Annotated in this window: 23 protein-coding genes; 13 read left to right on the forward strand and 10 right to left on the reverse strand. The window is 41.9% G+C overall.

The genetic code is table 11. From position 1 onward, the window contains the following. Nucleotides 1-58: 58 nt before the first annotated feature. Nucleotides 59-2,266, reverse strand: a complete 2,208-nt coding sequence (gene yccS, locus L3V25_RS03135; protein WP_237294034.1) for a YccS family putative transporter — start codon at nt 2,264-2,266, stop codon at nt 59-61. Between the two features lie 287 nt (nt 2,267-2,553). On the opposite strand from yccS, the gene helD reads away from it, so the two are divergent. From helD to L3V25_RS03155, 4 genes are all read left to right on the forward strand, one after another. Then, nucleotides 2,554-4,704 carry a DNA helicase IV gene (helD, locus tag L3V25_RS03140; protein ID WP_237294035.1) on the forward strand — a complete coding sequence of 717 codons (2,151 nt, stop codon included), beginning with the start codon at nt 2,554-2,556 and terminating at the stop codon, nt 4,702-4,704. Between the two features lie 38 nt (nt 4,705-4,742). After that, nucleotides 4,743-5,144, forward strand: coding sequence for a hypothetical protein (locus tag L3V25_RS03145; RefSeq protein WP_237294036.1), 402 nt, complete (start codon nt 4,743-4,745; stop codon nt 5,142-5,144). 100 nt (nt 5,145-5,244) lie between these two features. Further along, on the forward strand, nt 5,245-5,592 hold the full coding sequence (locus L3V25_RS03150; protein WP_237294037.1) for a hypothetical protein: 348 nt from the start codon (nt 5,245-5,247) through the stop codon (nt 5,590-5,592). Nucleotides 5,593-5,723: 131 nt separating this feature from the next. Beyond that, a complete protein-coding gene (locus L3V25_RS03155) occupies nt 5,724-6,320 on the forward strand; it encodes a hypothetical protein (protein ID WP_237294038.1) in 597 nt (198 codons plus the stop codon). Between the two features lie 150 nt (nt 6,321-6,470). Here L3V25_RS03155 and L3V25_RS03160 read toward each other — a convergent pair whose 3' ends face one another. Both L3V25_RS03160 and L3V25_RS03165 read right to left on the reverse strand, forming a co-directional pair. Further along, nucleotides 6,471-7,181, reverse strand: coding sequence for a hypothetical protein (locus L3V25_RS03160; protein ID WP_237294341.1), 711 nt, complete (start codon nt 7,179-7,181; stop codon nt 6,471-6,473). 461 nt (nt 7,182-7,642) lie between these two features. Next, on the reverse strand, nt 7,643-8,845 hold the full coding sequence (locus L3V25_RS03165) for an NnrS family protein (protein WP_237294342.1): 1,203 nt from the start codon (nt 8,843-8,845) through the stop codon (nt 7,643-7,645). Nucleotides 8,846-9,030: 185 nt separating this feature from the next. Between L3V25_RS03165 and norR the strand changes: the two genes are divergently transcribed. The 3 genes from norR (at nt 9,031) to L3V25_RS03180 (ending at nt 13,604) form a co-directional block, all read left to right on the forward strand. Then, nucleotides 9,031-10,575, forward strand: a complete 1,545-nt coding sequence (norR, locus tag L3V25_RS03170) for a nitric oxide reductase transcriptional regulator NorR (RefSeq protein ID WP_237294039.1) — start codon at nt 9,031-9,033, stop codon at nt 10,573-10,575. A gap of 193 nt (nt 10,576-10,768) precedes the next feature. After that, complete coding sequence (gene hcp / locus L3V25_RS03175; protein WP_237294040.1) at nt 10,769-12,439, forward strand: hydroxylamine reductase; 1,671 nt, start codon at nt 10,769-10,771, stop codon at nt 12,437-12,439. Between the two features lie 97 nt (nt 12,440-12,536). Continuing rightward, nucleotides 12,537-13,604 (forward strand): hybrid-cluster NAD(P)-dependent oxidoreductase, encoded by a 1,068-nt coding sequence (locus L3V25_RS03180; protein WP_237294343.1) that lies wholly within the window; start codon nt 12,537-12,539, stop codon nt 13,602-13,604. An 88-nt stretch (nt 13,605-13,692) separates the two neighbouring features. Here L3V25_RS03180 and L3V25_RS03185 read toward each other — a convergent pair whose 3' ends face one another. Beyond that, nucleotides 13,693-13,944, reverse strand: a complete 252-nt coding sequence (locus L3V25_RS03185) for a DUF2999 family protein (RefSeq protein ID WP_237294041.1) — start codon at nt 13,942-13,944, stop codon at nt 13,693-13,695. 222 nt (nt 13,945-14,166) lie between these two features. Here L3V25_RS03185 and L3V25_RS03190 point away from each other — a divergent pair, with 222 nt between their 5' ends. The 4 genes from L3V25_RS03190 to ccoP are packed head-to-tail and all read left to right on the forward strand — an operon-like array spanning nt 14,167 to nt 18,716. After that, a complete protein-coding gene (locus L3V25_RS03190; protein ID WP_237294042.1) occupies nt 14,167-14,520 on the forward strand; it encodes a cytochrome c in 354 nt (117 codons plus the stop codon). 49 nt (nt 14,521-14,569) lie between these two features. Further along, nucleotides 14,570-16,018, forward strand: a complete 1,449-nt coding sequence (gene ccoN, locus L3V25_RS03195; RefSeq protein ID WP_237294344.1) for a cytochrome-c oxidase, cbb3-type subunit I — start codon at nt 14,570-14,572, stop codon at nt 16,016-16,018. Continuing rightward, nucleotides 16,008-16,598 (forward strand): cytochrome-c oxidase, cbb3-type subunit II, encoded by a 591-nt coding sequence (gene ccoO / locus L3V25_RS03200; RefSeq protein ID WP_089124115.1) that lies wholly within the window; start codon nt 16,008-16,010, stop codon nt 16,596-16,598. The genes ccoN and ccoO overlap by 11 nt, the downstream gene beginning before the upstream one ends. A 12-nt stretch (nt 16,599-16,610) precedes the next feature. Continuing rightward, nucleotides 16,611-18,716 (forward strand): cytochrome-c oxidase, cbb3-type subunit III, encoded by a 2,106-nt coding sequence (gene ccoP / locus L3V25_RS03205; protein WP_237294345.1) that lies wholly within the window; start codon nt 16,611-16,613, stop codon nt 18,714-18,716. A gap of 161 nt (nt 18,717-18,877) precedes the next feature. On the opposite strand, the gene L3V25_RS03210 is transcribed toward ccoP, so the two are convergent. Both L3V25_RS03210 and L3V25_RS03215 read right to left on the reverse strand, forming a co-directional pair. Beyond that, nucleotides 18,878-19,030 (reverse strand): hypothetical protein, encoded by a 153-nt coding sequence (locus L3V25_RS03210; RefSeq protein WP_237294043.1) that lies wholly within the window; start codon nt 19,028-19,030, stop codon nt 18,878-18,880. Next, a complete protein-coding gene (locus L3V25_RS03215) occupies nt 19,030-19,881 on the reverse strand; it encodes a VOC family protein (protein ID WP_237294044.1) in 852 nt (283 codons plus the stop codon). Before L3V25_RS03215 ends, L3V25_RS03210 begins: the two co-directional genes overlap by 1 nt. 155 nt (nt 19,882-20,036) lie before the next feature. Between L3V25_RS03215 and L3V25_RS03220 the strand changes: the two genes are divergently transcribed. Next, nucleotides 20,037-20,369 (forward strand): PBPRA1643 family SWIM/SEC-C metal-binding motif protein, encoded by a 333-nt coding sequence (locus L3V25_RS03220; RefSeq protein WP_237294045.1) that lies wholly within the window; start codon nt 20,037-20,039, stop codon nt 20,367-20,369. 95 nt (nt 20,370-20,464) lie between these two features. Here L3V25_RS03220 and L3V25_RS03225 read toward each other — a convergent pair whose 3' ends face one another. Next, nucleotides 20,465-21,568, reverse strand: coding sequence for a phosphoribosylaminoimidazolesuccinocarboxamide synthase (locus L3V25_RS03225; protein ID WP_237294046.1), 1,104 nt, complete (start codon nt 21,566-21,568; stop codon nt 20,465-20,467). Nucleotides 21,569-21,804: 236 nt separating this feature from the next. Continuing rightward, on the reverse strand, nt 21,805-22,212 hold the full coding sequence (locus tag L3V25_RS03230) for a hypothetical protein (RefSeq protein ID WP_237294047.1): 408 nt from the start codon (nt 22,210-22,212) through the stop codon (nt 21,805-21,807). 325 nt (nt 22,213-22,537) lie between these two features. Between L3V25_RS03230 and aqpZ the strand changes: the two genes are divergently transcribed. Next, nucleotides 22,538-23,236, forward strand: a complete 699-nt coding sequence (gene aqpZ, locus L3V25_RS03235; protein ID WP_237294048.1) for an aquaporin Z — start codon at nt 22,538-22,540, stop codon at nt 23,234-23,236. A 107-nt stretch (nt 23,237-23,343) separates the two neighbouring features. Here the strand turns inward: aqpZ and L3V25_RS03240 are convergent, their stop codons facing one another. After that, a complete protein-coding gene (locus L3V25_RS03240) occupies nt 23,344-23,529 on the reverse strand; it encodes a hypothetical protein (protein ID WP_237294049.1) in 186 nt (61 codons plus the stop codon). Between the two features lie 188 nt (nt 23,530-23,717). Beyond that, nucleotides 23,718-24,404, reverse strand: a complete 687-nt coding sequence (locus L3V25_RS03245; protein WP_237294346.1) for a DUF2786 domain-containing protein — start codon at nt 24,402-24,404, stop codon at nt 23,718-23,720. Between the last annotated feature and the right edge of the window lie 59 nt (nt 24,405-24,463).

Raw genomic sequence — 24,463 nt, forward strand, 5'->3', positions numbered from 1 at the left:
TATGGGAGGGGTAGGCTATAGTGTAGCTTCAATTAGTTAACATGGTTATGTAGATCTATTACCCCTCACCAACACTCGCCACAGCAGTCGGCAATCTTACCGAAAACTTATTCGCTAGCGAGTACATCTCAGGCAGCATGCGGTAGATTAAATGCAGCTGTTGTAAGATCAAACGGACGGTTTCTTCATCGCCTTCTCGCCATTCGCTTAACTTCTTATCTAATTCGCTATTGAATGAATCTAAGGTAATTTCGCCATTGTGATAATAAAGCTGCTGTTCTAGTTGCTCTAGGCTTTCGTGAATGCCTTTGTGGGCTTCTAAAATGAGTAGGTGAGTTTCTGGATCGTCGATACGTTTACGGTGAGCGCCGAGTGCGGAAATATAGCTCAGCATCGCGTGATTAAGCGTTAAGAAACGGAAACTCTCATCAATGGATTTTTTGTACTTATCGGGTTCTGCCAACATATTACTGATGGTAGTGCTAAGAGAGGCATCCATAGTGTGGGCGTTACGTCTTGCAAGGCGATAGTTGACGTCATCACGTTTACCAATTCGATATTGAGCAATAATCTGCCCGAGATAATCTTTATTGGATTGTATCGCTTCCGACATCACTCTATGCAGTTTCTTGGCTTCCCAGTCTGGAAGAATATAACGCACCGCAAACACCGCTAAACCACAACCAATTAAGGTATCTGCAAGGCGAGGCAAGATCACCGCATAACCTTCACCTAATTGGTTAAAACAAAACAGTACCAGCAAAGTAATAAAAGCGGTCGCTGAGCCGTAGTTATTCATTCTAAAGGCGAAGAATAGCGTGCCGGATAACACTAAAAAGACTAATTGGCTTTCTTGTGAAGGGAACAAGGTTAGTAGTGGTACACCGACGAGTAGGCCGGCAATGGTGCCAATTACTCTCGCAGTAAGTTTTTGTCTGGTGGCGCTAAAGTTAGGTTGGCATACAAATAGGCTGGTTAGCATGATCCAGTAGCCGCGCTCTAGTCCTAATCCTTGAATTACCCCGTAACCTACGGTCAGTACAATCGACATACGTAGTGCATGGCGGAATAACATTGAATCTTTATTTAAGTTATTACGAATACGTTGCCACATGACTTTTGGCGTATGAGCCGTCGTGTCATGCAATGAGTAGTCGTTGGCTTCGTCGCTGGTATTTTCTGGCGTAAATTTAGACGTATCTGGATTGCTGACGTTAGATAGCTGCTTTTCTACGGTCACCATATTATTGAATAGGTAAAAAAGTTGGCTTAATGGGTACTTCCATTCAGGGCGATTTTGATCTTTTAGGTACTGCATTGATAACTGCAATTCATCCAGCGCCCAGATCGAATCGCCATCGTATTTGTAAGCTTTCCCCGCTTCTAATGCTTCAGAGATCTCACGACAGGCTTTCGCTTGAGTTTGCATTAAATACTTGAAGCGAAACAGAACATCACTACGCGAGAAGTGCTCGGCTAAATCTTGGTATCGATAATGAGTCGAGCTGATGCGTTCGTGAATATCTTGCGCTAAAAAGTACAGTTGTAAATAACGGTCACTTGGGCCATCAACATGTCCACGTTTAGAGCGAGTGAGTAGGGTACTTTTGGCTTGGTTTAAAGCATTAACCGTTGCGGAGTTCAGCTTACTTTCTAGGATACGGTAAGGCTGCGGAGTTAAACCAGAAACCGGATGAAATAACGAGCTTTTCGTTTCAAGGTAGTTAGCCAGTTCTTCAAATACATTGGCCAAGCCTTGTTGTACTGGCTGCATTGGCCAAAATATTTGCCACAACATTGAAAGTAAGTAATACCAAGCGGCACCGGCTAACAAGAGAGCAGGTTGATAGAGTATGTTGTCGTATAAGTGATAGCCCAACATGGTGTAGATCGCGATCAGCAATGAACCAAAGGCAATGCTGGCATAACGTGGGCCAATCGCGCCGAGCATGATAAAACCAAAAGTACTAGTGAACAGACCAATGGCGAATAATGGCGGATAGGGAAACAGAATTTCTATCGAAAATGAAGCAATCGTAAAGCAGATAAAGGTTAAGATCAGCGCCCGAATTCGTCCCATGAAGTTATCATCGGTTTCGGCTAGTGCAGCAGCAATAATACCTAAGATCAGCGGCGTGATTTCAGTAGAGTAGCCGTAATACCAACAAGGCAGTACCACACCTAAAAGCGAGATAAGAATTCGAATGCAGTAGTTAACGGTTTTATCAGACCAATAATGTCGGAGTTGTTGCATCGAATTTGTCATAAAGCGCGATATTGTCCTAGGTGAAGTTACAAGTGCCAGCCTATATCCAAGTCACTTGAGTATAGAGGCCTTTCGTTACGCAAACTATATTCTGTTGTAGTAACAGCAAAAAAACTTCGCTCTGTTTGATTGTAAGCAAGTTTTGCGCCAGTCTGCCTGATTTTTATCCGTTTTAGAGTAAGTTTAAAAAAGCGATGACCCAAGCCCTCTTCCTTTCACACTAAAACCCGTTAGAATATCGGGTTATCTTCTTATTCAAAACTTTACTGATCGCATAAGGAAAGTTCATGCAATTAAGCGCTAGCCGTTTTGCTCAATTTTTTATTCAAGATGAATACCAACAAGTTGAAGTGAAAGATCAGTGTATTACCTTATCTTCGCCAACCGATGAGTTGCAGATCCCATTTGCAGCGTGGAATGGTGAAGTGACAGTAGAGCGAGGCTTAATCTGGGGCAATTTATATTTTCATGCCCATGAAGAAGAGGAAGATGAACAAATTCAATGGCTCGCACAGGGTCTACCTTGGTTTGATTGCCAGCAATTTGCTCAATTGGTAGTTGCGGAATATCGTCGTTGGCAGTTGAACCAAAGTGAATCATTAGCTGAGTTATTACCAAACTGGCTAGAGCAGCTAAAAGAATTGGTCAATCAACCGGGGTATTTAACCCATTCATCGCTTGAGTTCTGGATGAAGGGCATTTCCGATGATCTAGCGAAAAAAGAGTTATCTCTGCCAGAAGTGATTCATATTTTCCCAAGTCATAATGAATGGGAAGGTGACGATCAATTCCAGCACCACACGCCCTCTTTAATGAGCGGTTTGAAACGTTGGCTCACTCACCCGAAAGCCTCATTAGAGCAGCGCAATCAAACCTGGCTGGCCAATCAAGAAATCGAATGGAAACCTTACTTCCAAGAATGTGAACGTTCGCCACTTAATGCTTCTCAGCAACGCGCAGTATTATTAAATGATGATCATACTCTGATTTTAGCTGGTGCAGGCTCAGGCAAAACCAGTGTTTTAATGGCGAAAGTAGGCTACTTATTACAAAGTGGCCAAGCAAAACCAGAAGAAATGTTATTGGTGGCATTTGGTCGAGATGCCGCCAAAGAAATGCAACAACGCATCAAAGAAAAATTTGCCGAACAAGGCGCTCAGATCAAAGTTCAAACCTTCCATCAATTAGGTTTAGATATTATTAAATCGGTTGAAGGTAATCAGGTTGAAATCTCACCGCTCGCCACTACGCCAGCGCAAAAGACCGCATGGTTCTCTCAGTGGTTAAAAACACACTGGATGACAGAAACCAACTTTAAGCGTTGGCAGAAGCACTTAGCCGAATGGCCGATTGCCTTTTTGAAAGGGGATGTAGAGCTCGGTTCGCATGTTGAAAACCCAAAATTACTGGCGTGGTTAGAACAGCAAGTCGATCAACTTTCTGTCCTGCAATTGCCGAAAAAACAGCTGCAAGAGCGTTTAATTGAATTAGAAAACTACCCTCAGCTAAACAGCGAATTAATGCTGGCTTGGCCGTGTTATCAAGCGTGGCAAAAAATGCTGAAAGAAGAGAATCAAATCGATTTCAACAGCATGATTTCTAAAGCCACTCAATATGCACGCAATGGTAAATTTAAATCGCAATGGCGCTTTATGATGGTTGATGAATACCAAGATATCTCACCGAGCCGTTTAGATTTATTAACCAACATTTGCCATGGTAGTGTTCATAAAACCCAGCTAGGGGAAACCACGACTCAGCAGCCGTGTTCATTGTTTGCAGTCGGCGATGATTGGCAGGCAATTTATCGTTTCGCAGGGGCGGATGTAAACTTAACCACCGGCTTTAAGAAGCGTTTCCCTAATGCACAGATCCATTATCTAGACACCACTTATCGCTTTAATAACCAAATTGGTGAGGTGGCAAATCGCTTTATTCAAGCCAACCCTTATCAATTGGAGAAGACCTTGAATAGTCACAAGCAGCAAAAACAAAAAGCGGTGACGATTGCGCCAATGCACACGTTGGAAGCAATTTTAGGTGACTTAAATAACCAAGTGAAATCTCGCAAGAAAGTGTTGGTACTAGGTCGCAATCATTATCATGAGCCGAGCGATTTAAAGACACTACAAAAACTTAACCTACATTTAGATATTGAATTTAAAACCTGTCACGCCAGTAAAGGGCAAGAAGCCGATTATGTGGTGATTGTCTCAGTTGATGAAGGGCAGTTCCCTGCGGTTGAGCGTCAGCAGCATTTGCATGATGCGTTGTTATCTACCGGTGATGTATTCCCGAATGCAGAAGAACGTCGCTTGTTCTATGTGGCAATGACCCGAGCCAAAGAAAAGGTCTGGATCTTACACAATGCGAACCCATCAACCTTCATCAAAGAGTTAAGAGCAAACCGTTATCCGGTGGTGGTGAAAAAGCGATAAAGCACACCGCTAAGTCGAATATAAAAGAAAGCCGATAAATGTCAGTTTATCGGTTTTCTTTGTTTGGTCAGCTGCTTTTTTTTAATGTTTATTGCCTCAAAGTAGTTTGGTGTAATCAACCCCATCCCCGCTTCCCCTTATATCAACTCTTGCTACCAAGTGGCTTCATCTATCAAGGGGAAGAGCTGATCTTTGCCGCAGCTACTTTCATTTTTATCTCAAGAAATCAGTCCGTGGTGAGTGTTTTTGAAATCGTCATTCCAGCCGAGCTTAAGCGAGAGCAGGAATCTACTAATCACGAGCTCAATATTGGAATGTTTTTTCTTTACGCAGATACCACTAAACAACAAGCGATCACAAATCACTCCCTCCCTTTACCAACGAAAAATACTTGGCATCAAGATATACAGCCAAGGGAGGGCGGGGGAGGGTTGATGTGAGTGACTTATTTATGCCTGTTAATTAGGCGCTATGGCTAAGGGGTAATCATACTCAATCAGTTGCTATAATAGATTTGTATCCAAGGCTAGGGCATGAATTATGAAAAAGTCAGAAGCAATGCAACGAGCGAGAAGTATATATGGTGTTGATTTTAGCAGCCGCAATACTCACTTTTCAAAGATCAATAAAGCACTACCTGTTTGGTGGCTAGAAGTTTCATTGGACAAAATTGATGATAGTCGGCTTAATAAAATCTATTTTTTACTAGAAGATGGTACGAACATACATTTGCTCGACATTCCAACAGAGTACTTGCGTGAGAATAAGTCTGGTTTTTACATACGGCATGATAAGAATCACATGTGTTTCAAAATAGATGTATCATCATATCAAGAGCTTATGGGTTCTAGAAGAGAGTCAATGAGACGCTTTAGAGTATCGCCATAACAATAATTTAAGAATGATTCACAACGCTTGGCGCTTTCACTTCAATCCAGTTTAGTGTTTATGGCACAACTATTTAGATAAGGTGGTAGCGTTGCTCACCACTTAAGTGGGCGTTATAGCACCGAGGAAATATGAAATTAGAATTAGCAGAAAATTGGGTTAAAAGTTATGAGTTGCTCCTCAATGGTCTAGAGCTTGAACCAGAACCAGAACATAAGAAGGTTGTTCCCCTCGCTTTGTTACAATTGGCGCTTGAGCATAATGCTGCAATTATTAAATTAATAAGCCTTGGGTATCATGGTTCAGCACTAGCATTACTTCGCCCGCAAAGGGACGCGTTCTTACGTGGTATCTGGATGTATCGTTGTGCATCAGAAGACCAACTGCTGAAGTTTATGAAAGGTAAAGAGCCTCCGGGTATTAAAGACCAACTTGCTCAGGTCGAACAAACGGAAGGTTATCGTCATGGTCATTTGTCTCAGCGTATGAGTGAGATAAAAGAGTTTTTGCATGATTTTACTCACGGTGGGCTTTATCAATCAGCTAGTCGCGATAAAGGTCACCGAATAGCCGGTGGGCACTCAAACGAGCAAATTCAGTGGCTACTCAAGCAATCTTTGATGCTTTCATTCCTAACTACGTTGGAGGTATGCCATATCTTCAATGATGCACCTAGATCACATGAACTAACATCTATATTTAATAAACTGATGGAAGTTCGTAGCTAGAGGTGAGTTGCGCTATAACAAGGGACTAAAATTTCAAAATACGTTTTCCAATCTAATACGAACGATTTAGCGCTATTCACTAAATCGTTCTTACCCAAAACCAAATCAAGCCCAGTATCAAACTTTATCCCTCTCCGACTTCAGCGTCGATTAGATCTGGTAGTTAAACTCAATACGTTGGTCGCCATCAATGAAGTCAGTGTGATTACTCCAGTTGGCAAAATAGCGCACGTTAAAGCGAGGCGTGAACTGGTAACTTACTGCAACTTCATGGGTGAAGACATTGCTTTCATCTTTTCCGTAGTAGTTATCCTCATAATTATCATCACCGGCAATGGTAGTGAGCCACATTGGGTTGTAGTTGATCCACAGTTTGTCGGTTAATTGTAATTTACTGTACATACCGACTACGCCAAATACACCCATAGTCGAGAAACCGCCGTCGACATCGCCATCACTTTCAATGGCATCTTCACCAATCGATACACCCGCACCGGCTAGAGGGTAGAACTGTAGCGGGCCCCATTTAGGTAGCGCTTGAATAAAGCTATAAGAAATATCGGCGGTTTGTTTCGCGACGAGCGGATTACCGTCGACATTGTAGTTAATATCAAGTTGATGAGCGCGGCCATTCGTTAGGTTGACGCCAAAATTACGTAAGCGGAATGAGTCAATCGAATCATCACGCTGGCTATTTCCCGTCCAACCTAGTTGCTCACCAGCGATGCCTTTTAGCTCAAGTACGTTCATTGCTGCAGTGACAGGGTTACCGGTGTCATAAGTTTGGCCGACTTTTAAGTTTAAACCTTTGTTGGTGTAGCCAGCGCCCACTTGAGTGTATACCGCTAAAGGATCTGACATATCTTGGAGTTCGTCGCTATTCTTTTCCGTCGCAGAAGATGGTTTTTCTGAAGGGGCATCTGCGGTTGTGGCGGCAAAGGTCGGAGAAGCAAGAGCTAACATGAGAAAAGCGAGTAGTTTATGTGGTTGCGAATTCATTAGTGAAACTCTCCAATAAAATGAGTGTTTAAATTTTATGCATGGAGTATAGAGAGTTAGTGAAAGCGAAAATTTGAACAAGAGCATAAAAATAGAGGTGAATTTCTGCGTAATATCTAAATTATCAAATATAAATCAATAACATATAATGGTGGTGAATATGGTTGATTGTTATGACTGTTAAGCAGATTGATTTTAACACTTCGTTAGCTTGGGGTTTTTAAATACTTGGGGGTGTTTAAATAGAGCTAGCGCCAGAATTGCTCTGGCGCTTGATTTAGAAATTGAAGCTTAGGATAGGGATCTAGATATAGAGATCCAGATTAACCCGGATGTCCATCCGCTCTTGGCGTGAGGAGCATTTTGCCAAATTTAAACACAAAAAGAGCAAAAGCGTAGATCCACAGCGCGGCTGAAATATTCACAAAGGTAAACAAATGCTCAGGCCAAATCGCTACCCCAAAACCACGAATAACCGCTGCCACGACAACCGCTAAAAACGCATGCCACATACTCGGGCCTTCATAAATTGCACGTCCGGTATGACCCATCGTCACTCGGGCGATCATTGCTAGAATGACTCCACCAATCGCACCAATGGCAAATACATGGATCATGTTGTGGGCAAAGAATTGTCCGTTCGGTAGTAGGTTGAATAAGGCCAATGCTTTAAAAAGTAAGCCGACTGGAATACAAGCATACGAAGCGTGCAGCGACCAAACCAGAGGCTCTTTATAGGTCGTCCAAGGTTTCCAACGTAGGAAACGAATCGCTTGGAAAACTGCGGCGAAGAGCATTAAATAAGGACCAATTTGGTTAAAGGTAATCGGGAAAAAACTGAGGATAAACAGCATCACTAAAGGTGTGTTCGCCAGTGCATCTAACCAGATTAATGCGGGTGGTTTTTCAAACTGCATTTTACGTGCGGTAAAGAATGGGATCACGCGTCCGCCCATAATCGAAATCAGCAAAACGAACCACCAGATCATTGCTTGCCAAACCGCAATGCTTGGAAATGGCGGCATGCCTTTGATAGTGGCGTAGCTGGCAAAGTTGGCCACAATCGCTAATACAAAGAAGGGCAGAAATATCAGGTTGCGATAGCCTTTGCCTTTGATCACTCGAATCGATATTTCGTAGGCGACTACCGCTAAAAATAAGGCTTCAATCGAAGAGGTTAGCCACAACGGAACCGGAGCCCAAAATAGTAGCCTAGGCAATAACCACAATAAGAACACAAAACCGAGACGTTTATCTTTGGTGCCGTTAACCCCTGTCCAGTTTTGTACTGCGGTTAATAAGAAACCTGCCACAATTGCCATGGCAAAACCAAATATCATTTCATGTACATGCCACCATAATGCCGGAACTTGCAGGGCACTGGGTTGACCATGTTGGAATGCGTAGACCCAGACCGCGATAGCAATGGCTGCGTATAAACCGCCGAATAAAAAGAACGGTCTAAAGCCTAAACGTAAAATGGGTAGGATTTTCTCTTCTTTACTTTTGTCGGTGATATTTATCATCAATAGTGATCTCGTAAAGTATTTATAGTGAATTTACTAATAACTTAGCACTTTCCGTGCCACTTTTTAATTTGTTGATTTTAAAGGGCTATAGGAAATGCCATTAAGAATTAGTGTTGTTAATTTCACATCACTGGTATAGTGAGAAAACAATATCCACCAATGTATTTGTTAAGAGAGTTAACATGTCCCAGTCAATCGAACAGGTTTTACTCAATATTGCGGTTAACCTGAATGCTCATCAGCCGACTTACCAGCATTATCAAAAGTTACTCGATGCATTGCAGCAAGTACTGCCGTGCGATGCGAGTGCTTTATTTATTCTAGATGATGCACAGAATTTAGTACCGGTGGCGATTAATGGTTTGTCGATGGCAGTATTGGGACGAAAGTTTGCACCTCATGAAAATCCAAGGCTAGAGATGATCATGCAAAGTCGACTACCGGTGCGATTTCCTGAGAACTCAACCTTACCTGATCCTTTTGATGGACTACTCAGCGAAGACGATGAAGGTAGTATTGACGTGCATTCTTGCATGGGTTGTAGCTTGTATGTTGAGGACGCTTTGGTGGGGGTATTAACGATTGATGCCTTGGCCTCTGGTGCATTCAAAAAAGTGACCGATGAGACCATTGCTACCTTTGCAGCCCTTGCGGCCGGTATTGTGCGTAACATCAGCTTGTTTGATGCACTTGAAAAGGCGAATCATCAACAACGCTCAATCAATCAACTGCTTATCGATGAAGCGCGCGATAAAGGCGGCAAACTGGTCGGTGTGAGTCCGCAAATTGTCCAACTACGTAATAGCATTAAGATGGTTGCGCAATCGAACTACGCAGTGTTGATCAGCGGTGAAACCGGTACTGGTAAAGAGCTAGTGGCCCATGAAGTTCACGCGCAAAGTAGTCGTAGTGATAAACCTATGGTGTATGTGAACTGTGCGGCGCTACCAGAATCAATTGCTGAAAGTGAGTTATTTGGTCACGTAAAAGGCGCGTTTACTGGAGCAAATTCAAACCGTGCAGGTAAATTTGAATTGGCCGATGGCGGCACTATCTTTTTAGATGAAATTGGTGAGTTGCCAATCTTATTGCAAGCCAAGCTATTACGTGTGATTCAACAAGGTGAAGTGCAGCGAGTCGGGGCTGATCACAACAGCTTTATTGATGTTCGAATCATTGCTGCTACTAACCGAGATCTTCATAAAGAAGTAGAAGAACAACGATTCCGTTCTGACCTTTTCCATCGCTTAAATGTCTTCCCAATTCATGTGCCACCACTGCGTGAAAGGGAAGGGGATATTGCGGTTCTAGTGGGGCATATTCTCGACCGAATTCGTAGTCAATTCCAAATTAAAACTCTGCATCTTCACCCTAGAGCTTTGACGCTATTGGAAAAACAACCGTGGCTAGGCAATGTTCGTGAGCTTGAGCATTCCTTGATGCGCGCAGGTCTTCACGCAGTTCAAGACAATGTGGAAGTGATTAAACCACAGCATTTTACCAGTGAGTTCGTCTCCCTCCCTAAAAAACAAAACGCTTCACAATCGAACTTAGCCATGCCCAATGAGCCGGTTGCCTTAAGACAAGCCGTAGAAGCCTATCAAAAGCAATTGATTGAACATGCCTTAAAGAAAAATGATGGCGTATGGGCGCAAGCGGCGCAGTTTCTACAGGTTGACCGAGGTAATTTGTATAAATTAGGCAAGAAACTTGGAGTGAAAATTTAATTCTAAATTCATTTGATGTAAATATTACATCGTCGTTGTTTTATTTACATCAAAAATGAATGTTAAAATTGAGTTAAATCGTTTAATATCAACAGTTTAAAAGTTGGCACGCAAAGTGCAATACAGGAATGAATTTATTATTAGCCCCAAATGATAGGGGCGATGATGTTAATCATTACTGGAGCTTTAAATTATGTTTTGTATTCAATGTGAGCAAACGATCCGTACACCGGTTGGCGATGGCTGTTCTTACACTCAAGGTATGTGTGGTAAAACTAGCGAAGTCTCTGACCTGCAAGATATCTTAGTCTACGTATTGCAAGGTGTGTCTTTCTGGGCGGATCTTGGTCGCAAGTTTAATATTGTGGATACAGAAGTCGATGAGTGGGCACCTCAAGCTTTCTTCTCTACCTTGACCAATGTGAACTTCGATGCGGATCGTATCGTTGAGTTTTCTAATCAAGCCTATGCATACAAACTACGTTTAGAAGAAAAAGTACGTGCAGCGGCAACGTTAGCCAATGAAGCACTACCTGAGTTAACGCCAGCGGCTCAATTTGCATTACCAACAGCTCGTGAAGAGTTATTAAAATACGCGCCTCTTGCAGCAGTAAACCGCGGCCATGAAACGGTTGACCCAGATGTAATGGGACTACGTTTATTATCTCTATATGGCCTAAAAGGTGCGGCAGCTTATATGGAGCATGCGCGCGTACTTGGTCAAACTGATGAAGCGCTTTTTGCTGAATATCACCAAATCATGTCTTGGTTAGGTTCTGAGCCTCAAGATCTTCAAGCGTTGCTAGATTGCTCAATGCAAATTGGTTTGATGAACTACAAAATCATGGAAATTCTAGACCGTGGTGAAACAGAAACATTTGGTCACCCAGCACCAACTCAAGTGAACGTTAAGCCTGTAAAAGGCAAATGTATCCTAGTATCTGGCCATGACTTACATGATCTAGAAAAAATCCTGCAACAAACTGAAGGCAAAGGCATTAACGTTTACACTAACGGTGAAATGCTGCCAGCTCACGGTTACCCTGAATTAAACAAATATCCTCACCTAGTGGGTAACTACGGTAGTGCTTGGCAGAACCAGCAAAAAGAATTTGCTAACTTCCCTGGCGCAATCGTCATGACGTCTAACTGTCTGCTTAACCCTGAAGTAGGTCAATACAACGACCGTATCTTCACTCGTAGCATCGTAGGTTGGCCAAATGTGACTCACATTGTGGGTGATGATTTCTCTGAAGTGATTGACTGTGCATTGGCGCAAGAAGGCTTCAAGCACGATGAAATTGAACACATGATCACAGTTGGTTTTGGTCGCAATGCATTGATGGAAGCGGCACCTGCGGTTATCGATCAAGTGAAGCAAGGCAACATCAGCCACTTCTTCCTAGTGGGCGGTTGTGACGGTGACAAAGTTGAGCGTAACTACTTCAACGAGTTCACTAAGCAAACACCAGATGACAGCCTAATTCTAACGCTGGCTTGTGGTAAGTTCCGTTTCAATAAAGAACAACACGGTGAAATCAACGGCATTCCTCGTCTATTAGATGTGGGTCAATGTAATGATTCATACTCAGCAATCCAACTAGCACTGGCATTGGCGAAAGAGTTTGATTGTGGCGTGAATGATCTTCCACTGACTTTAGTTCTCTCTTGGTTCGAGCAAAAAGCGATTGTGGTTCTACTAACACTTCTTGCGTTAGGCATTAAAGGTATCTACACAGGTCCAACTAAACCTGCGTTTTTAACTGATAATCTAATGGCTGTGATGCAAGAGAAGTTTGACCTACGCGGGATCTCAACGGTTGAAGCGGATATGAAAACAATCTTGGGCGAGAAAGTCGCTTAATTGTTTTAACGCTATGTAATCGACGTCATTTCGGGTGCCAACCATGATTGCTCGAAATGACGTTCATATTTGTAAAGTTTATGAGAGACCGAATGAAATGAACCAATTTGAATGGCCAGACAATCAACCCGCGACCTTTATTTGCCAACGTAAATGGCAGGAAACACCCAATTGCGTTAGCGTTACTTTAGTGGCAGAAAATCAGGGTTCAGAAACGACATTTGATTTTATTCCCGGCCAATTTATCACGCTTGGTATTGAGGTAGAGGGTAAGACGGAATACCGCGCCTATTCATTAAGTTCAATGCCGAATCAAAGCGAATTACAACTGACCATTAAACGCGTTGATGGTGGTAAAGTTTCCAACTATATCGTGGATTCTTTACAAGAAGGTCAAGCGGTATCAGTGTTAAAACCTGCTGGAGAATTTCATATAGAGCAACCGCATGGCGAACGCATTGTATTGCTCAGCGCTGGTTGTGGGATCACTCCGGTTATGTCGATGGCGAAAACGCTGTTAGCAGATAAAACAGACACCACGGATATTCATTTTATCCATGCGGCAACAGAACTTGAGCAAGTGATCTACCATCAAGAACTACTAGAAATGGCAGCGTCGCATGAGCGTTTTCATTTTGATGTGATGTTAGAAAATGCCCAAGGATCAGAGTATTTAGAAGGGCGTTTAACACAAGCGGCTTTAAAACAATATTGTCCGGATATCGCGGAGCGTAGCGCATTTTTATGTGGCCCGATTGGCTTTATGAATGCGATGCAAGAAAACCTATCTGAGCTTGGCATGAATATGGATAACTTTTATCAAGAAAGTTTCACGCCAGCCGAATCAGAACAGCCGGAAGTTGCATTGGGTAGTGATTCTGAGAAGGCGCAAGCGATCAGCAAAGCTACGGTATTTGTACCGGCGTTTGGCGCTCAAGCCGAAGCGAAAATTGGTAGTGCATTGATTGATGCCTTGGAAGCGGCCAAAGTACCCGTGATTGCTGCATGCCGCAGTGGTATTTGTGGTTCATGTAAGTGTCGTGTGGTAAAAGGCGAATTCACTCGCACGAGTACCGCGACTTTAACGGAAGATGAAATTGATAATGGCTTTGTTTTGGCATGTTCGTGTCAAGTCGAGTCGGATGTTGAAGTGGCGTTAAACTAACCATTTCATTCCTCGTGATAAATATAAAAAAGGGTCGCTATCAATAATAGCGACCCTTTTTAGTATAAATGTTCGATATAGACTCAAACTACTTCTGAAGCTTTTCTTTCGCTTCTTCTACCTTTGAGTAATCCAAGCCTAACTCATCTACGGCATCTTTAATTAATGCAGGATTTTGCATTACTTGAGCCATCAACATTTGTAGCTTTTCTTGTGGCAAACCTAGTTGGCTTATTGTTGCCATAGCAGCCAATGGGTTGGTGGTCAGTTCTTGAAAAATTTCACGGATCTGAGCATCTTCAATATTGTTTTCTTTCAACAGAGCCAAAATCGGATTCATGGGTCTCTCTTCTGTTAGTGAAATAAAACCCTATTTTACACCGATTTAGACAGCCTAATGACATTTTTTATAAACAAAGTTTTTTACGGGAATAACTGTAAGAAAATATAAATTTTGAACTACTCTTATTTATACCCAAGTCATTAGGGTTCAGATACTAGGATACCGTCACTAGGGTAGATATCTCCTCAAAATACAATGAAAAGTTAGGAAGCGTTCAGTATGGGTATGACAAAAATAATTATCGGGCTAGTCGTGGGTTGTTTATCATTTGCTTCTTATGCACAAGATGATGAGCAATTTAACGTCGGGCAAAAGAAGGCTGCCGTTTGCATGACTTGCCATGGTAGTGATGGGATTTCAAATATTGATATTTATCCTAATCTACAAGGCCAGAAAGTCGAGTATTTAGTCACTACCCTTAAAGCCTACCAACGTCGCCAACGTAGTGGTGGCTTAGCATTAGTGATGTATGAGCAAGCGGATAGCCTGACAGAACAAGACATGCAAGATATCAGTTATTTCTTCTCTAAAGTGACGTCCTCATCCAATACAAACTCATCCCAAGCTGAATAACGATTCTCTATTTTCACAGCATGATGCTTATCTAACACGGAGGTACATGATGGAAACCACTTACGATATGAAAATAGTGAAGTATTTCATTATAACCAGCTTAATTTGGGCGCTACTGGGAATGTTGGTTGGCTTGATGCTTGCCGCACAACTTTATTGGCCGGTATTAAATTTTAATTCTGAATATATTCAATTTGGACGTTTGCGTCCTTTGCATACTTCCGGTGTGATTTTTGGTTTTGTCGTTAATATTCTTATGGGGACGTCTTTATATATTGTCCAACGCACCAGTAAAACCGATCTATTTAATAAAAGCCTATCTTGGATGGTCTATTGGGGCTGGCAGTTGGTGTTAGTGCTGGCATTAATCACACTACCCTTGGGATTTACCTCATCGAAAGAATATGCCGAGCTAGAGTGGCCGATTGATATTCTCATTGCCGTGGTATGGGTGATGTATGCCATTTTATTCTTCGGTACGATTGCTAAGAGAAAAATTAAACATATTTTTGTGGCTAACTGGTTTTTCGGTGCATTTATTATTGTGATCGCGATGATCTTTATTATCAATAATTTAGAAATCCCTGTGAACTGGACCAAATCGTATTCTATCTACGCCGGAACTCAAGATGCGATTGTTCAATGGTGGTGGGGCCATAATGCAGTCGGATTTTTATTAACGGCTGGCATCATAGGTATGAACTATTACTTTATACCTAAAGTCTCTGAGCGCCCGATCTACTCCTATCGTTTATCTATTGTCCATTTCTGGGGGCTAGTAGGCTTTTATACTTGGGCGGGTACTCACCATCTTGTTTATTCTTCGGTTTCAGATTGGATTCAAAACCTAGGCATTATTATGTCTTTATTATTGTGGCTGCCATCTTGGGGTGGGGCTTTTAATAGCTTGATGACCTTGCTTTCGAATAAAGAAAAATTAAAGCATGACTACGTGATGTTGTTCTTCCTCTCTGCTGTTTTGTATTACGCACTAGCCACTTTAGAAGGGCCATTACTCGCGATTCGATGGTTTAACATGATTGCTCATAATACCGAATGGATCGTCGGCCATGTTCATTCCGCCGCTTTAGGTTGGGTCGCGATGTCTGGCTTTGCTGTGTTTTATTACTTTATCCCAAGGTTGTGGGGACGTGAGCAAATGTGGTCACGACGTCTAGTGAAGTGGCACTTCTGGCTAGCACATATCGGGATCGCGATTTATGCCGTAGCGCTTTGGATTGGCGGAATTGGTCAAGGGTATATGTGGTTGAAGCAACACCCAGATGGTTCACTCGCGTATAGTTTTGTGGACTCGATGAATTTTGTCGCACCATGGATGCTAGCAAGATTTATTGGCGGTGCGTTGTTTGTTGTTGGTGTGATCATCATGATTTACAACTTATATAAAACCTTATCACTCCCCATTGCTGCGCCAAATCAGGATTCTAAAACGCGTGAGTTAGAACATTCAGATGAGGAAAAAGTATATGTTAAATAAAGACTTTACCCAATCTGTTTGGATCTTAATTATTTCTGTCATCGTGGTCGCGAGCTTTTCGTTATTGACTTGGGTCGTTCCCGATTTGTTTATGAAAGATGAGTTGATCGAAAAATCAAAGATGAAACCTTATAGCGCTTTACAGCTTGCCGGACGGGATATTTATATCAGTGAAGGTTGCCATACCTGTCACTCTCAAATGGTGAGACCACTACCGGCAGAGGTCGCTCGTTATGGTGAAGCGACTAAGGCGGAAGATGATATTTATGAATACCCCAACCTATGGGGCTCAAAACGTACTGGCCCTGATTTGGCAAACTTAGGTCGAAAATATTCTGATCAATGGCATCAGTTGCATTTAATGGACCCTCGCTCTGTTGTACCTACTTCTATTATGCCTGCCTACCCATGGTTATTTGAAAAAGTGTTAGATGGGGAAGATGTTGCCGACAAAATGGAAGCCTTGCGAATACTTGGAGTGCCTTATACCGATGAGGAAATTGATAAGGGGCGTTTACAGGTACGAAATAAAACACATGCCGATGCACTAATCAGTTATTTGCAGAGCTTAGGTGAATAAGGGGGCAATATGTTGACGACATTTTGGAGTGCGTGGGTCATTGTTTTAACCGTCATCTTCATGGCGATCATGATTTATGTTATTTGGCATTATTGGCGAAAGAACCATGAAGCCGATGCCAATAGAGAACTACATGTGTATGACGGTATTGCCGAAAATGATGCCAAATTGCCGAAGGTGCTGCTGTATTCTTATTTAATCGCCTTTATTGCCAGTGGGGTTTTCTTTGTGTTGTACCCGGGTATGGGGAACTGGCAAGGATTAATGAATTGGCACTCGGATGATGAATTGCAACAACAAGATACCCAAATTATTGACCGAAAATTAGCGGATTTAAGCGCTGACAATATGACTCTCACTCAGTTGGCTGAACAAGATGAAATTGTGGATTATGGTCAGCGGTTATTTTTGAATCATTGTGCGGCGTGTCATGGTGATGAAGGACAAGGGCAAAAACATTTTCCTAACTTAATTGATAATGAATGGATTTATGACTCGACAGATGCCGGTATTATTCATTCTATTGCTCAAGGCCGACATGGTGTCATGGTCGGGTGGAAAGATGTATTAACGGAGCAGCAGATACAAGATGTGGCCGCTTATGTGGCGAACTTTGAATCTGAACGTTCTATTGCGGTTGCTGAAGTAGTACTGGAGCAAGGCAAAGAAGTCTACGCTTATAATTGCTCTGTATGTCATGGTGATAATGGACAAGGTAACAAACAAATTGGTGCTTATAATCTAGCGGATAATATCTGGGTTCATGGTGGCTCCATGGATGGTATTGAAGAAACGATTCGTGAAGGTTTAAGTTCTGAAATGCCAAGTTTTTCATCGCAACTTTCTGACGCTCAAATTACTGCGGTGGCGGCTTTTGTAAAATATAAAGGTATTGAGCAAGAGATGAAACTTGCACAGCTTGACTCTGACCTCATTGAGCGTGGTGAATACTTGGCTTACGCGGGGGATTGTGTTGCTTGTCATACCGCAGAAAATGGTGAACTTTTTGGCGGTGGACTACCATTTCCGACGCCTTTTGGTACCGTCTATTCAACCAATATTTCTTCTCACTTAGAAAGAGGTATTGGGCGTTACTCTTATCAAGATTTTGATGACGCAGTACGTAAAGGCGTAGCAAAACATGGCAACCTTTATCCCGCTATGCCGTATACTTCATATCAATATATCACTGAGGAGGATATGCGTGCGCTATGGGAATATATTCAATCACTCACGCCTGTGAATTCTCCTAACAAAGCGAATACGATGATGTTTCCAAGTAATATTCGTTTGGGAATGTGGGCATGGAATACGGTCTTTTTTGATGAATCACCGCTGACTTATTCTCAAGATAAAACGGATGAATGGAAACGTGGTAAATACTTAACATTAAGTTTTGGGCACTGTGCTGAATGTCATACGCCTCGTAATATTGCTCAGGCGTTAGAATCCGATAAACCTTTCCAAGGCAATATTATTGATCATTGGAATGCGCCTGATATTACCGCCAATGAATTGCATGAACATGGTTGGACAAAAGAAGACTTAGCCGACTTTTTACAAACAGGACGTTCATCAAAAGGCACTGCTTTTGCCGGTATGGCGGATGTGGTGAAAAATAGTACCCGACACATGACTCGTGATGACTTACTGGCTATCGGTGAGTACTTATTGGTCGGTGATGAGAATAATACACTTGATCCAAATGTTCAGCCTTTGAAACCGACAGGCTTTACTCAAGCGGATAAACAGACCAAAGAGTACCAAATCTTCGTTCAAACTTGTGGAGCATGTCATGGCGCTGACGGTAAAGGCCGAACGAGTATTGCACCAGCATTATTAGGTAATGGCATTATTTCTCACTCTGAACCGTATAACACAATTGCGGTTGTGTTGAGAGGGCTATCGCCTGATTACTTAGAGCCAAATAAAGACTACATGCCAATGACGAGCTTTAATAATATTGCGGGTGATGGCGAAATGGCGAATATGATTAGCTTTATTCGCGATAAATTGGGTGCTCGACAAGAGCCTGTTACGAGAGAGATGGTGAAAGATATACGTGTTGATCTTGAGCGTAGTGGGGTAACGGGCGGCTTCCATGATGTAAAACAGTGATATTTCGGTAGTCACAGATCCTAGTCAGTTTCTTGGATCTAGATTAATAAAAAACCTCAATCATGGGCCACTTCCGTGTACATGATTGAGGTTTTTGTTTTTCCTATCTTCTCAAGTTCTCAAGTTCTCAAGTTCTCAAGTTCTCAAGGCTAATAGGGACTTTATTTTAAGTTGCCACCCACACCAATGCTTGGGTTGACATAAACAGGGCCAATTTTAAACGGAGCGCCAATGTCTAGGCTTGCGTAAGGCGTACAAGAGGCGATCAGCAAGACTGCAGCTGTCGCAAGAATAATACGTTTGATATTTTTCATTATTTCATCTCCTGTATAACAAAGCCTGCACCCGCTGGATCTCGGATGATGGCAACCGTACCGTTACGTACTTCTTTGGTTGGAGCCATTAAGACATAACCACCATTGCTTTCCACTTTCTCAACAGTGGCATTGATGTCGGATACTTTGATGTAATTAACCCAAGTCGTCGCGACATCGGCATTAGGTTTTTTCACAAACCCAAATGCCGGCTGTTCATTAATCGCTAAATATGGATAGCTATGGCCTAGCAAGGTTTTGTTACTGGCTTTAAAGTCGCCCAGTTTTTGATAGAAACTTTGGCTTTGGGCAATGTTATCGGTCCAGATCTCTTGCCAAATCCAATTGCCATCTTGTTTAGGTAAAGCGGCAGGATCGCCCGTAAAGGTATTTAAAATCGAGAATACTGCGCCTTGCGGGTCTTGAATAACGGCAAGTTCACCGCGTCCTTTTAATGTGGTTTTCTTAATTAAGGTCTTACCGCCAGCCTGTTCTGATTGGCTTAATGTGTTATCGACATTATTCGTTGAGATCACCGGTAGCCAGTAATTGGTGCTGCTGTTACTTGGCATTTTGGCCATGCCTGCAATGTTCTGGCCTTGGTAGGTGATTAAGCTGTAGTCATCATTCACGCTTTCAAAATTCCAGCCAAATACATTGTGGTAGAAAGGTTGAACTTTGTCTGGAGCCGTAGTGGCAAGATCACGCCAAATGATGGTGCCTTCCGCTTTATTGTTGCTATTCGCTAACGCGGGTAGTGTAAGAGAAGGGGATTGACTACATGCGGTAACCAATAAAGCCAGTGAGCACGTCATTGGTACGGTTAACCATTTCATTGAAAAGGGTTTCATTACTTTATCCTTTAGTTTTCATTTACCTATTAAGATAGCATTGAAGAATATAAATGATCATATTTTATTTAATGCTCAATTGCTCTGCGTTGTTGCGTAAAACAGCGTATACTCGCCGCCAAGCACGTTGCTTCAATATTTTAAATGGTACACCCATGTCCAAATTATTCTTTAAAGGCCGTATTGATACGCGCCAAAATCACGTTATGTCTGGCTACAACGTCAACCGTGAAGTCAAAGCGGGAAGCGCAGAGTCTCCTTTGTCGCTAAGCGTTCAAACCGAAGCACGTCATGCTGAAGTATTAGCAATCTTAAACCAGAATGAACTGGTAGCAGAGATTAAGGTCGATGCATCTCAAGATGAAAATATTATTGAGTTAGAAACAATTTTGAATAAGCCGAAAACCACGACGTTTGAAAAAACGCCCAATCGTAATGATCCTTGTTCATGCGGTAGTGGTAAAAAGTACAAGAAATGCTGCGGCTAAATCTATACCCAGGTCACTTGGGTATATAAGCAACAGATAAAAAAGGCCTAAACAGATGTTCTCTGCTTAGGCCTAATTTTTTATAACTTAATTATTTAAACAATCAAGTCGTAATCACTCTTTAGGATATCAATGATTTCTTGTTTCGGATTGTCACTTAATTCGATTTTCTTACCAGTAATTTTTTCCGCAATGCCTAGATACGTTTGAGAGATCTTCATGATTTCTTCTTGTGGTAGGGCATTATTTTCGGCAAGCGCAAAACGCTCATCCATGCGGTTTTTGTTTAATAGAATGTCGGGGTCCGGGAAGTAGCTTAATAAGAATTGGCGGAAACCTTCTTTTGAGTTTTCAACAATACGACCCGCTTGGTATTCATTTTTATCCCAAATACGTGATGAATCAGGTGTACCTACTTCATCCATATAAATCAGTTTTTCATTTCCTGCAGCATCATTAACGTAGCCAAATTCAAATTTAGTATCGACAAAAATTTGATCAACTTTATCTAATGCATCACTGATCACTTTAAAGCCTTCTTTGAGCAGCTTTTCATAGTGAGCGATATCTTCTTGTTTTGAAAAGTTAAATGCCGCGAAATTTTCTTCGATATCTTGACGAGAGATATTGACATCATCTGCTTCTGGTACGTTTGGAATACCTTTCAAAATCCCTTTGGTTGATGGCGTCATCAGTAATTCAGGGAGAACTTTATCTTTCTCTAAACCTTCTGGTAGTGCGATACCGCAGAAGTCACGTTCGCCTTTTTCATAAGCACGCCACATTGAACCAGTGATGTATTGACGGCAAATAGCTTCAATCATGACAGGCTTGGCTTTTTGAACGATCCAAATAAATGGGTGGGGAATGTCTAGGATGTGGCTATCTGCGAGGTGGTTATCTTTAAACAGTTGGAACCAATGGTTGGAAATAGCATTCAGTGCAGCGCCTTTGCCTGGAACACCTTTTAAACCACCTTCGCCATGCCAAATGCAGTCGAATGCAGAGATGCGGTCACTGATTACCATAATGGCTAAAGGAGCGTCTTCGGCTACATCGTAACCTTTTTCTTTAATTAGGCGACGGCTGTCAGCTTCGGTTAACCAATATACTGAACGAACTTTACCACTGTGTACGGGTTTATCGGTACGGATGGGAAGGTCATCATTCACGGCAAGAACTTGATTAGCAATGCTCATTTCCATTTTCCTACTAAGCTTAAAAACTGGGTATGTTAAGAACAGGTATCTTAAGAACAAATATCTTAAGAACTAAGTATGAATGCCTCTCACACCTGAAAGCCGCATAGTAACAGAACTCACCTAATTCCATCCAGAGAAAAAGCAAACGTTTGCATCAAAATGTTTTTACGTAAATGAAAGCTTATTGTGTCATCAAAATTTTCTAGCTCTATCCCGAATCACTTGGGGATAAATTAATGTAGATGACGAGTTAGCGTTTGTTGAATCGAACTATCCATGAAGAAGATCTCACAGCCACTTTGACGAGCTTGGCTTTTTAGAGCTTCTTTATCTTGAATTGAAAAATTGTCACTCGCCACAATCGCACTGGCATTTTTTGCGTTAAGTGCTTTAAGAATGATGTCCTTTTCTGTCATCGAATTGGACTCTTTAATTTTGATCACTTTATGGGTTTCAATCCCAAAGCTTTGTAGTTCTTGATTAGTCGGTAGGGTGGCACCTGCGGTAAACAGTAACCAGTTTGGTTTTTTAGAAAGCATTGATAGACGAGAAAACAGCGAACTATTTTCTGAAAAAATATCGTCGTTATGTGCAAAAGATGTGAACGCTTGATGAGGTAAAACGGCATTGTGATCCAACATAATTAACTGTCCATATATCCATACTGTGTTTTTATACAGTAGTTTTTTATTGATGAAAGATCAAGCGATTTATTGAGTGAATACTTAGTAAGTGTGATTTGTGTCACTTTTTATTTGTGGATTTAAAAAACTGGTGTAAAATTAATGAGTTCATAACTTATTAAAAAAAAAGAAATTTAATGAGTTTGACGATAGGATTTTTCTGATGGTGTGGTCGATCTTTTTATTTACGACTAATTTCTAGTAGTGAATAAAAAAATCTTTCATCTTAGATAGACCAATGGCTTTACACGTTGTGAGGCTATAAATTCATAGGAATAAAAAAATGAATAAATATTTAGCAGAATGTTTTGGTACGTTTTGGCTAGTACTTGGTGGTTGTGGTAGTGCGGTATTAGCAGCAGCTTTTCCTGATCTAGGCATCGGCTTTGTGGGTGTTTCACTTGCCTTTGGTTTGACTGTTTTAACTATGGCTTTTGCAATTGGTCATATTTCTGGCTGTCACCTAAACCCAGCGGTATCTATTGGTCTATGGGCTGGTGGTCGTTTCCCTGCAAACCAACTTTTACCTTACATCATTGCTCAAGTAGCGGGTGGTATCATTGCTGGTGGTGTGCTTTACGTGATTGCATCAGGCCAAGCTGGTTTTGATGTTGCGGCAGGTTTTGCATCAAACGGCTACGGTGAGCATTCACCTGGTGGTTTCTCTATGACTTCTGCGCTTGTGACTGAAGTTGTAATGACAATGATGTTCTTGATTGTGATTCTTGGCGCAACTGATAAACGTGCTCCTGCAGGTTTTGCTCCAATCGCGATTGGTCTATGTCTAACACTGATTCACTTGATCTCTATCCCAGTAACAAACACTTCTGTAAACCCTGCACGTAGTACGGCAGTTGCGGTTTACGTTGGTGATTGGGCGACTTCTCAACTTTGGTTGTTCTGGGTTGCGCCAATTGCTGGTGCGATTCTAGGTGCTATTGCATACCGTTTCATCGGTTGTGAAAAAGCAGAAAACGCATAATCAATGTTGAAAGGGGTGTCTTAATAAAAGGCACCGCTTAAACAGATGGATCTAAAAAGGCGCTTATGATGAGCGCCTTTTTTTTGCCTGCAATTTATATCTGTCTGTTATTTCAATTTGGCTTGTTTTTCTCTTAAAGCCTGTTCAGCGAGATTGAACTGTCGAACATCAATTCGAGCATAATCGTGACATTCAGGACAAGCGTTATGACTCATTCCATCGATATATTCTAATTTAGTTAATTGACCTACGAATTGTTTGCACCAGTCGCAAGTACCATGAGCACTTTCCATTTTATATTTTCCCGTAACAACTTAGAATTATTGAACGCCAAGAAGTGTAGCGAAGTAAAGTGACACTTTCGAATGTTATTGGTGAGTTAAATGTGTATTTGATCACAATACTCAACAATAAAAATCAGGGAATCGATTGCCTGAATTAAAGGAAGTATTCAGGCAAGAAAATAGCTGGGGTATTGGGACTATTTGGTTAAGCGTTTTTTCTCTGCTGCACCATTAATAGGGCGGTTCACCGAGACACGGCGACCTTTTTTCAGGCCAACTTCATAATCTGCCGTGAAGTTTTTCATGGCATCGCGTAACTGCTGTTTGAAGGTTTCACGATCGACGTTTTGAAATTCTTTATCAATGTAGTCGTTAATCTTGTTCGCCGAGTCATCGTCTGGGGCAATTAAAGGCAGTTTTTCAAGAGCGCCTTCGATCCAGCCAGATAAGAAGGAGTTAACACGGCGTGTCACTTCAGCACTGGTTGTGCCGGTACCTGAGAAACTATTACGGAATTGGCCAGTTTGTTCATTCATTTCACGATAAATGATATCAAATGCGAAAGCGGCGAAAATAGCACGATCAGCTTCACCAATAAACTCAACACGCTTTAAGCCTTTGTGATTGAGTAATACTGCTTCAACACCGAAACGAGTGTTGATACCACGGATCACTCGTAAAATGTTGGAGCTAATGCTGGCTGGCAGTAGGTGGCTAGATTGAGTCTTACCCAATTTAATGAAATCAATATCGTCCTTATCCAAGCCATACTTAAGCATCAGCCTATGCGCCATCTTGATCGCTTGGGCTGCTTCATTAACATTGGCTGAACTACCTAGCTCAAGGCATTTGGCAATTTTTTTAAGGGCTTTTTGTTTATCCATTACCTTTGGTGTACTCATTGATAGGCTGATTGTCTGGGTAAAATAATGAGCCGCGTATT

The sequence above is a fragment of the Vibrio sp. CK2-1 genome, from assembly GCF_021726515.1.
Classification (GTDB): Bacteria; Pseudomonadota; Gammaproteobacteria; order Enterobacterales; family Vibrionaceae; genus Vibrio.

Bases quoted from the DNA above. Each gene is read 5' to 3' on its own strand.
- L3V25_RS03230 (WP_237294047.1), bottom strand. From the start codon at position 22,212: ATGTTGGATCACAATGCCGTTTTACCTCATCAAGCGTTCACATCTTTT.
- L3V25_RS03210 (WP_237294043.1), bottom strand. From the start codon at position 19,030: ATGAAAAATATCAAACGTATTATTCTTGCGACAGCTGCAGTCTTGCTG.
- L3V25_RS03180 (WP_237294343.1), top strand. From the start codon at position 12,537: ATGAACCAATTTGAATGGCCAGACAATCAACCCGCGACCTTTATTTGC.
- L3V25_RS03165 (WP_237294342.1), bottom strand. From the start codon at position 8,845: ATGATAAATATCACCGACAAAAGTAAAGAAGAGAAAATCCTACCCATT.
- yccS (WP_237294034.1), bottom strand. From the start codon at position 2,266: ATGACAAATTCGATGCAACAACTCCGACATTATTGGTCTGATAAAACC.
- L3V25_RS03160 (WP_237294341.1), bottom strand. From the start codon at position 7,181: ATGTCAGATCCTTTAGCGGTATACACTCAAGTGGGCGCTGGCTACACC.
- hcp (WP_237294040.1), top strand. From the start codon at position 10,769: ATGTTTTGTATTCAATGTGAGCAAACGATCCGTACACCGGTTGGCGAT.
- L3V25_RS03245 (WP_237294346.1), bottom strand. From the start codon at position 24,404: ATGGATAAACAAAAAGCCCTTAAAAAAATTGCCAAATGCCTTGAGCTA.
- L3V25_RS03225 (WP_237294046.1), bottom strand. From the start codon at position 21,568: ATGAGCATTGCTAATCAAGTTCTTGCCGTGAATGATGACCTTCCCATC.
- ccoO (WP_089124115.1), top strand. From the start codon at position 16,008: ATGTTAAATAAAGACTTTACCCAATCTGTTTGGATCTTAATTATTTCT.
- L3V25_RS03190 (WP_237294042.1), top strand. From the start codon at position 14,167: ATGGGTATGACAAAAATAATTATCGGGCTAGTCGTGGGTTGTTTATCA.
- L3V25_RS03215 (WP_237294044.1), bottom strand. From the start codon at position 19,881: ATGAAACCCTTTTCAATGAAATGGTTAACCGTACCAATGACGTGCTCA.
- ccoN (WP_237294344.1), top strand. From the start codon at position 14,570: ATGGAAACCACTTACGATATGAAAATAGTGAAGTATTTCATTATAACC.
- L3V25_RS03220 (WP_237294045.1), top strand. From the start codon at position 20,037: ATGTCCAAATTATTCTTTAAAGGCCGTATTGATACGCGCCAAAATCAC.
- helD (WP_237294035.1), top strand. From the start codon at position 2,554: ATGCAATTAAGCGCTAGCCGTTTTGCTCAATTTTTTATTCAAGATGAA.
- L3V25_RS03185 (WP_237294041.1), bottom strand. From the start codon at position 13,944: ATGAATCCGATTTTGGCTCTGTTGAAAGAAAACAATATTGAAGATGCT.
- L3V25_RS03145 (WP_237294036.1), top strand. From the start codon at position 4,743: ATGTCAGTTTATCGGTTTTCTTTGTTTGGTCAGCTGCTTTTTTTTAAT.
- L3V25_RS03240 (WP_237294049.1), bottom strand. From the start codon at position 23,529: ATGGAAAGTGCTCATGGTACTTGCGACTGGTGCAAACAATTCGTAGGT.
- L3V25_RS03155 (WP_237294038.1), top strand. From the start codon at position 5,724: ATGAAATTAGAATTAGCAGAAAATTGGGTTAAAAGTTATGAGTTGCTC.
- norR (WP_237294039.1), top strand. From the start codon at position 9,031: ATGTCCCAGTCAATCGAACAGGTTTTACTCAATATTGCGGTTAACCTG.
- aqpZ (WP_237294048.1), top strand. From the start codon at position 22,538: ATGAATAAATATTTAGCAGAATGTTTTGGTACGTTTTGGCTAGTACTT.
- L3V25_RS03150 (WP_237294037.1), top strand. From the start codon at position 5,245: ATGAAAAAGTCAGAAGCAATGCAACGAGCGAGAAGTATATATGGTGTT.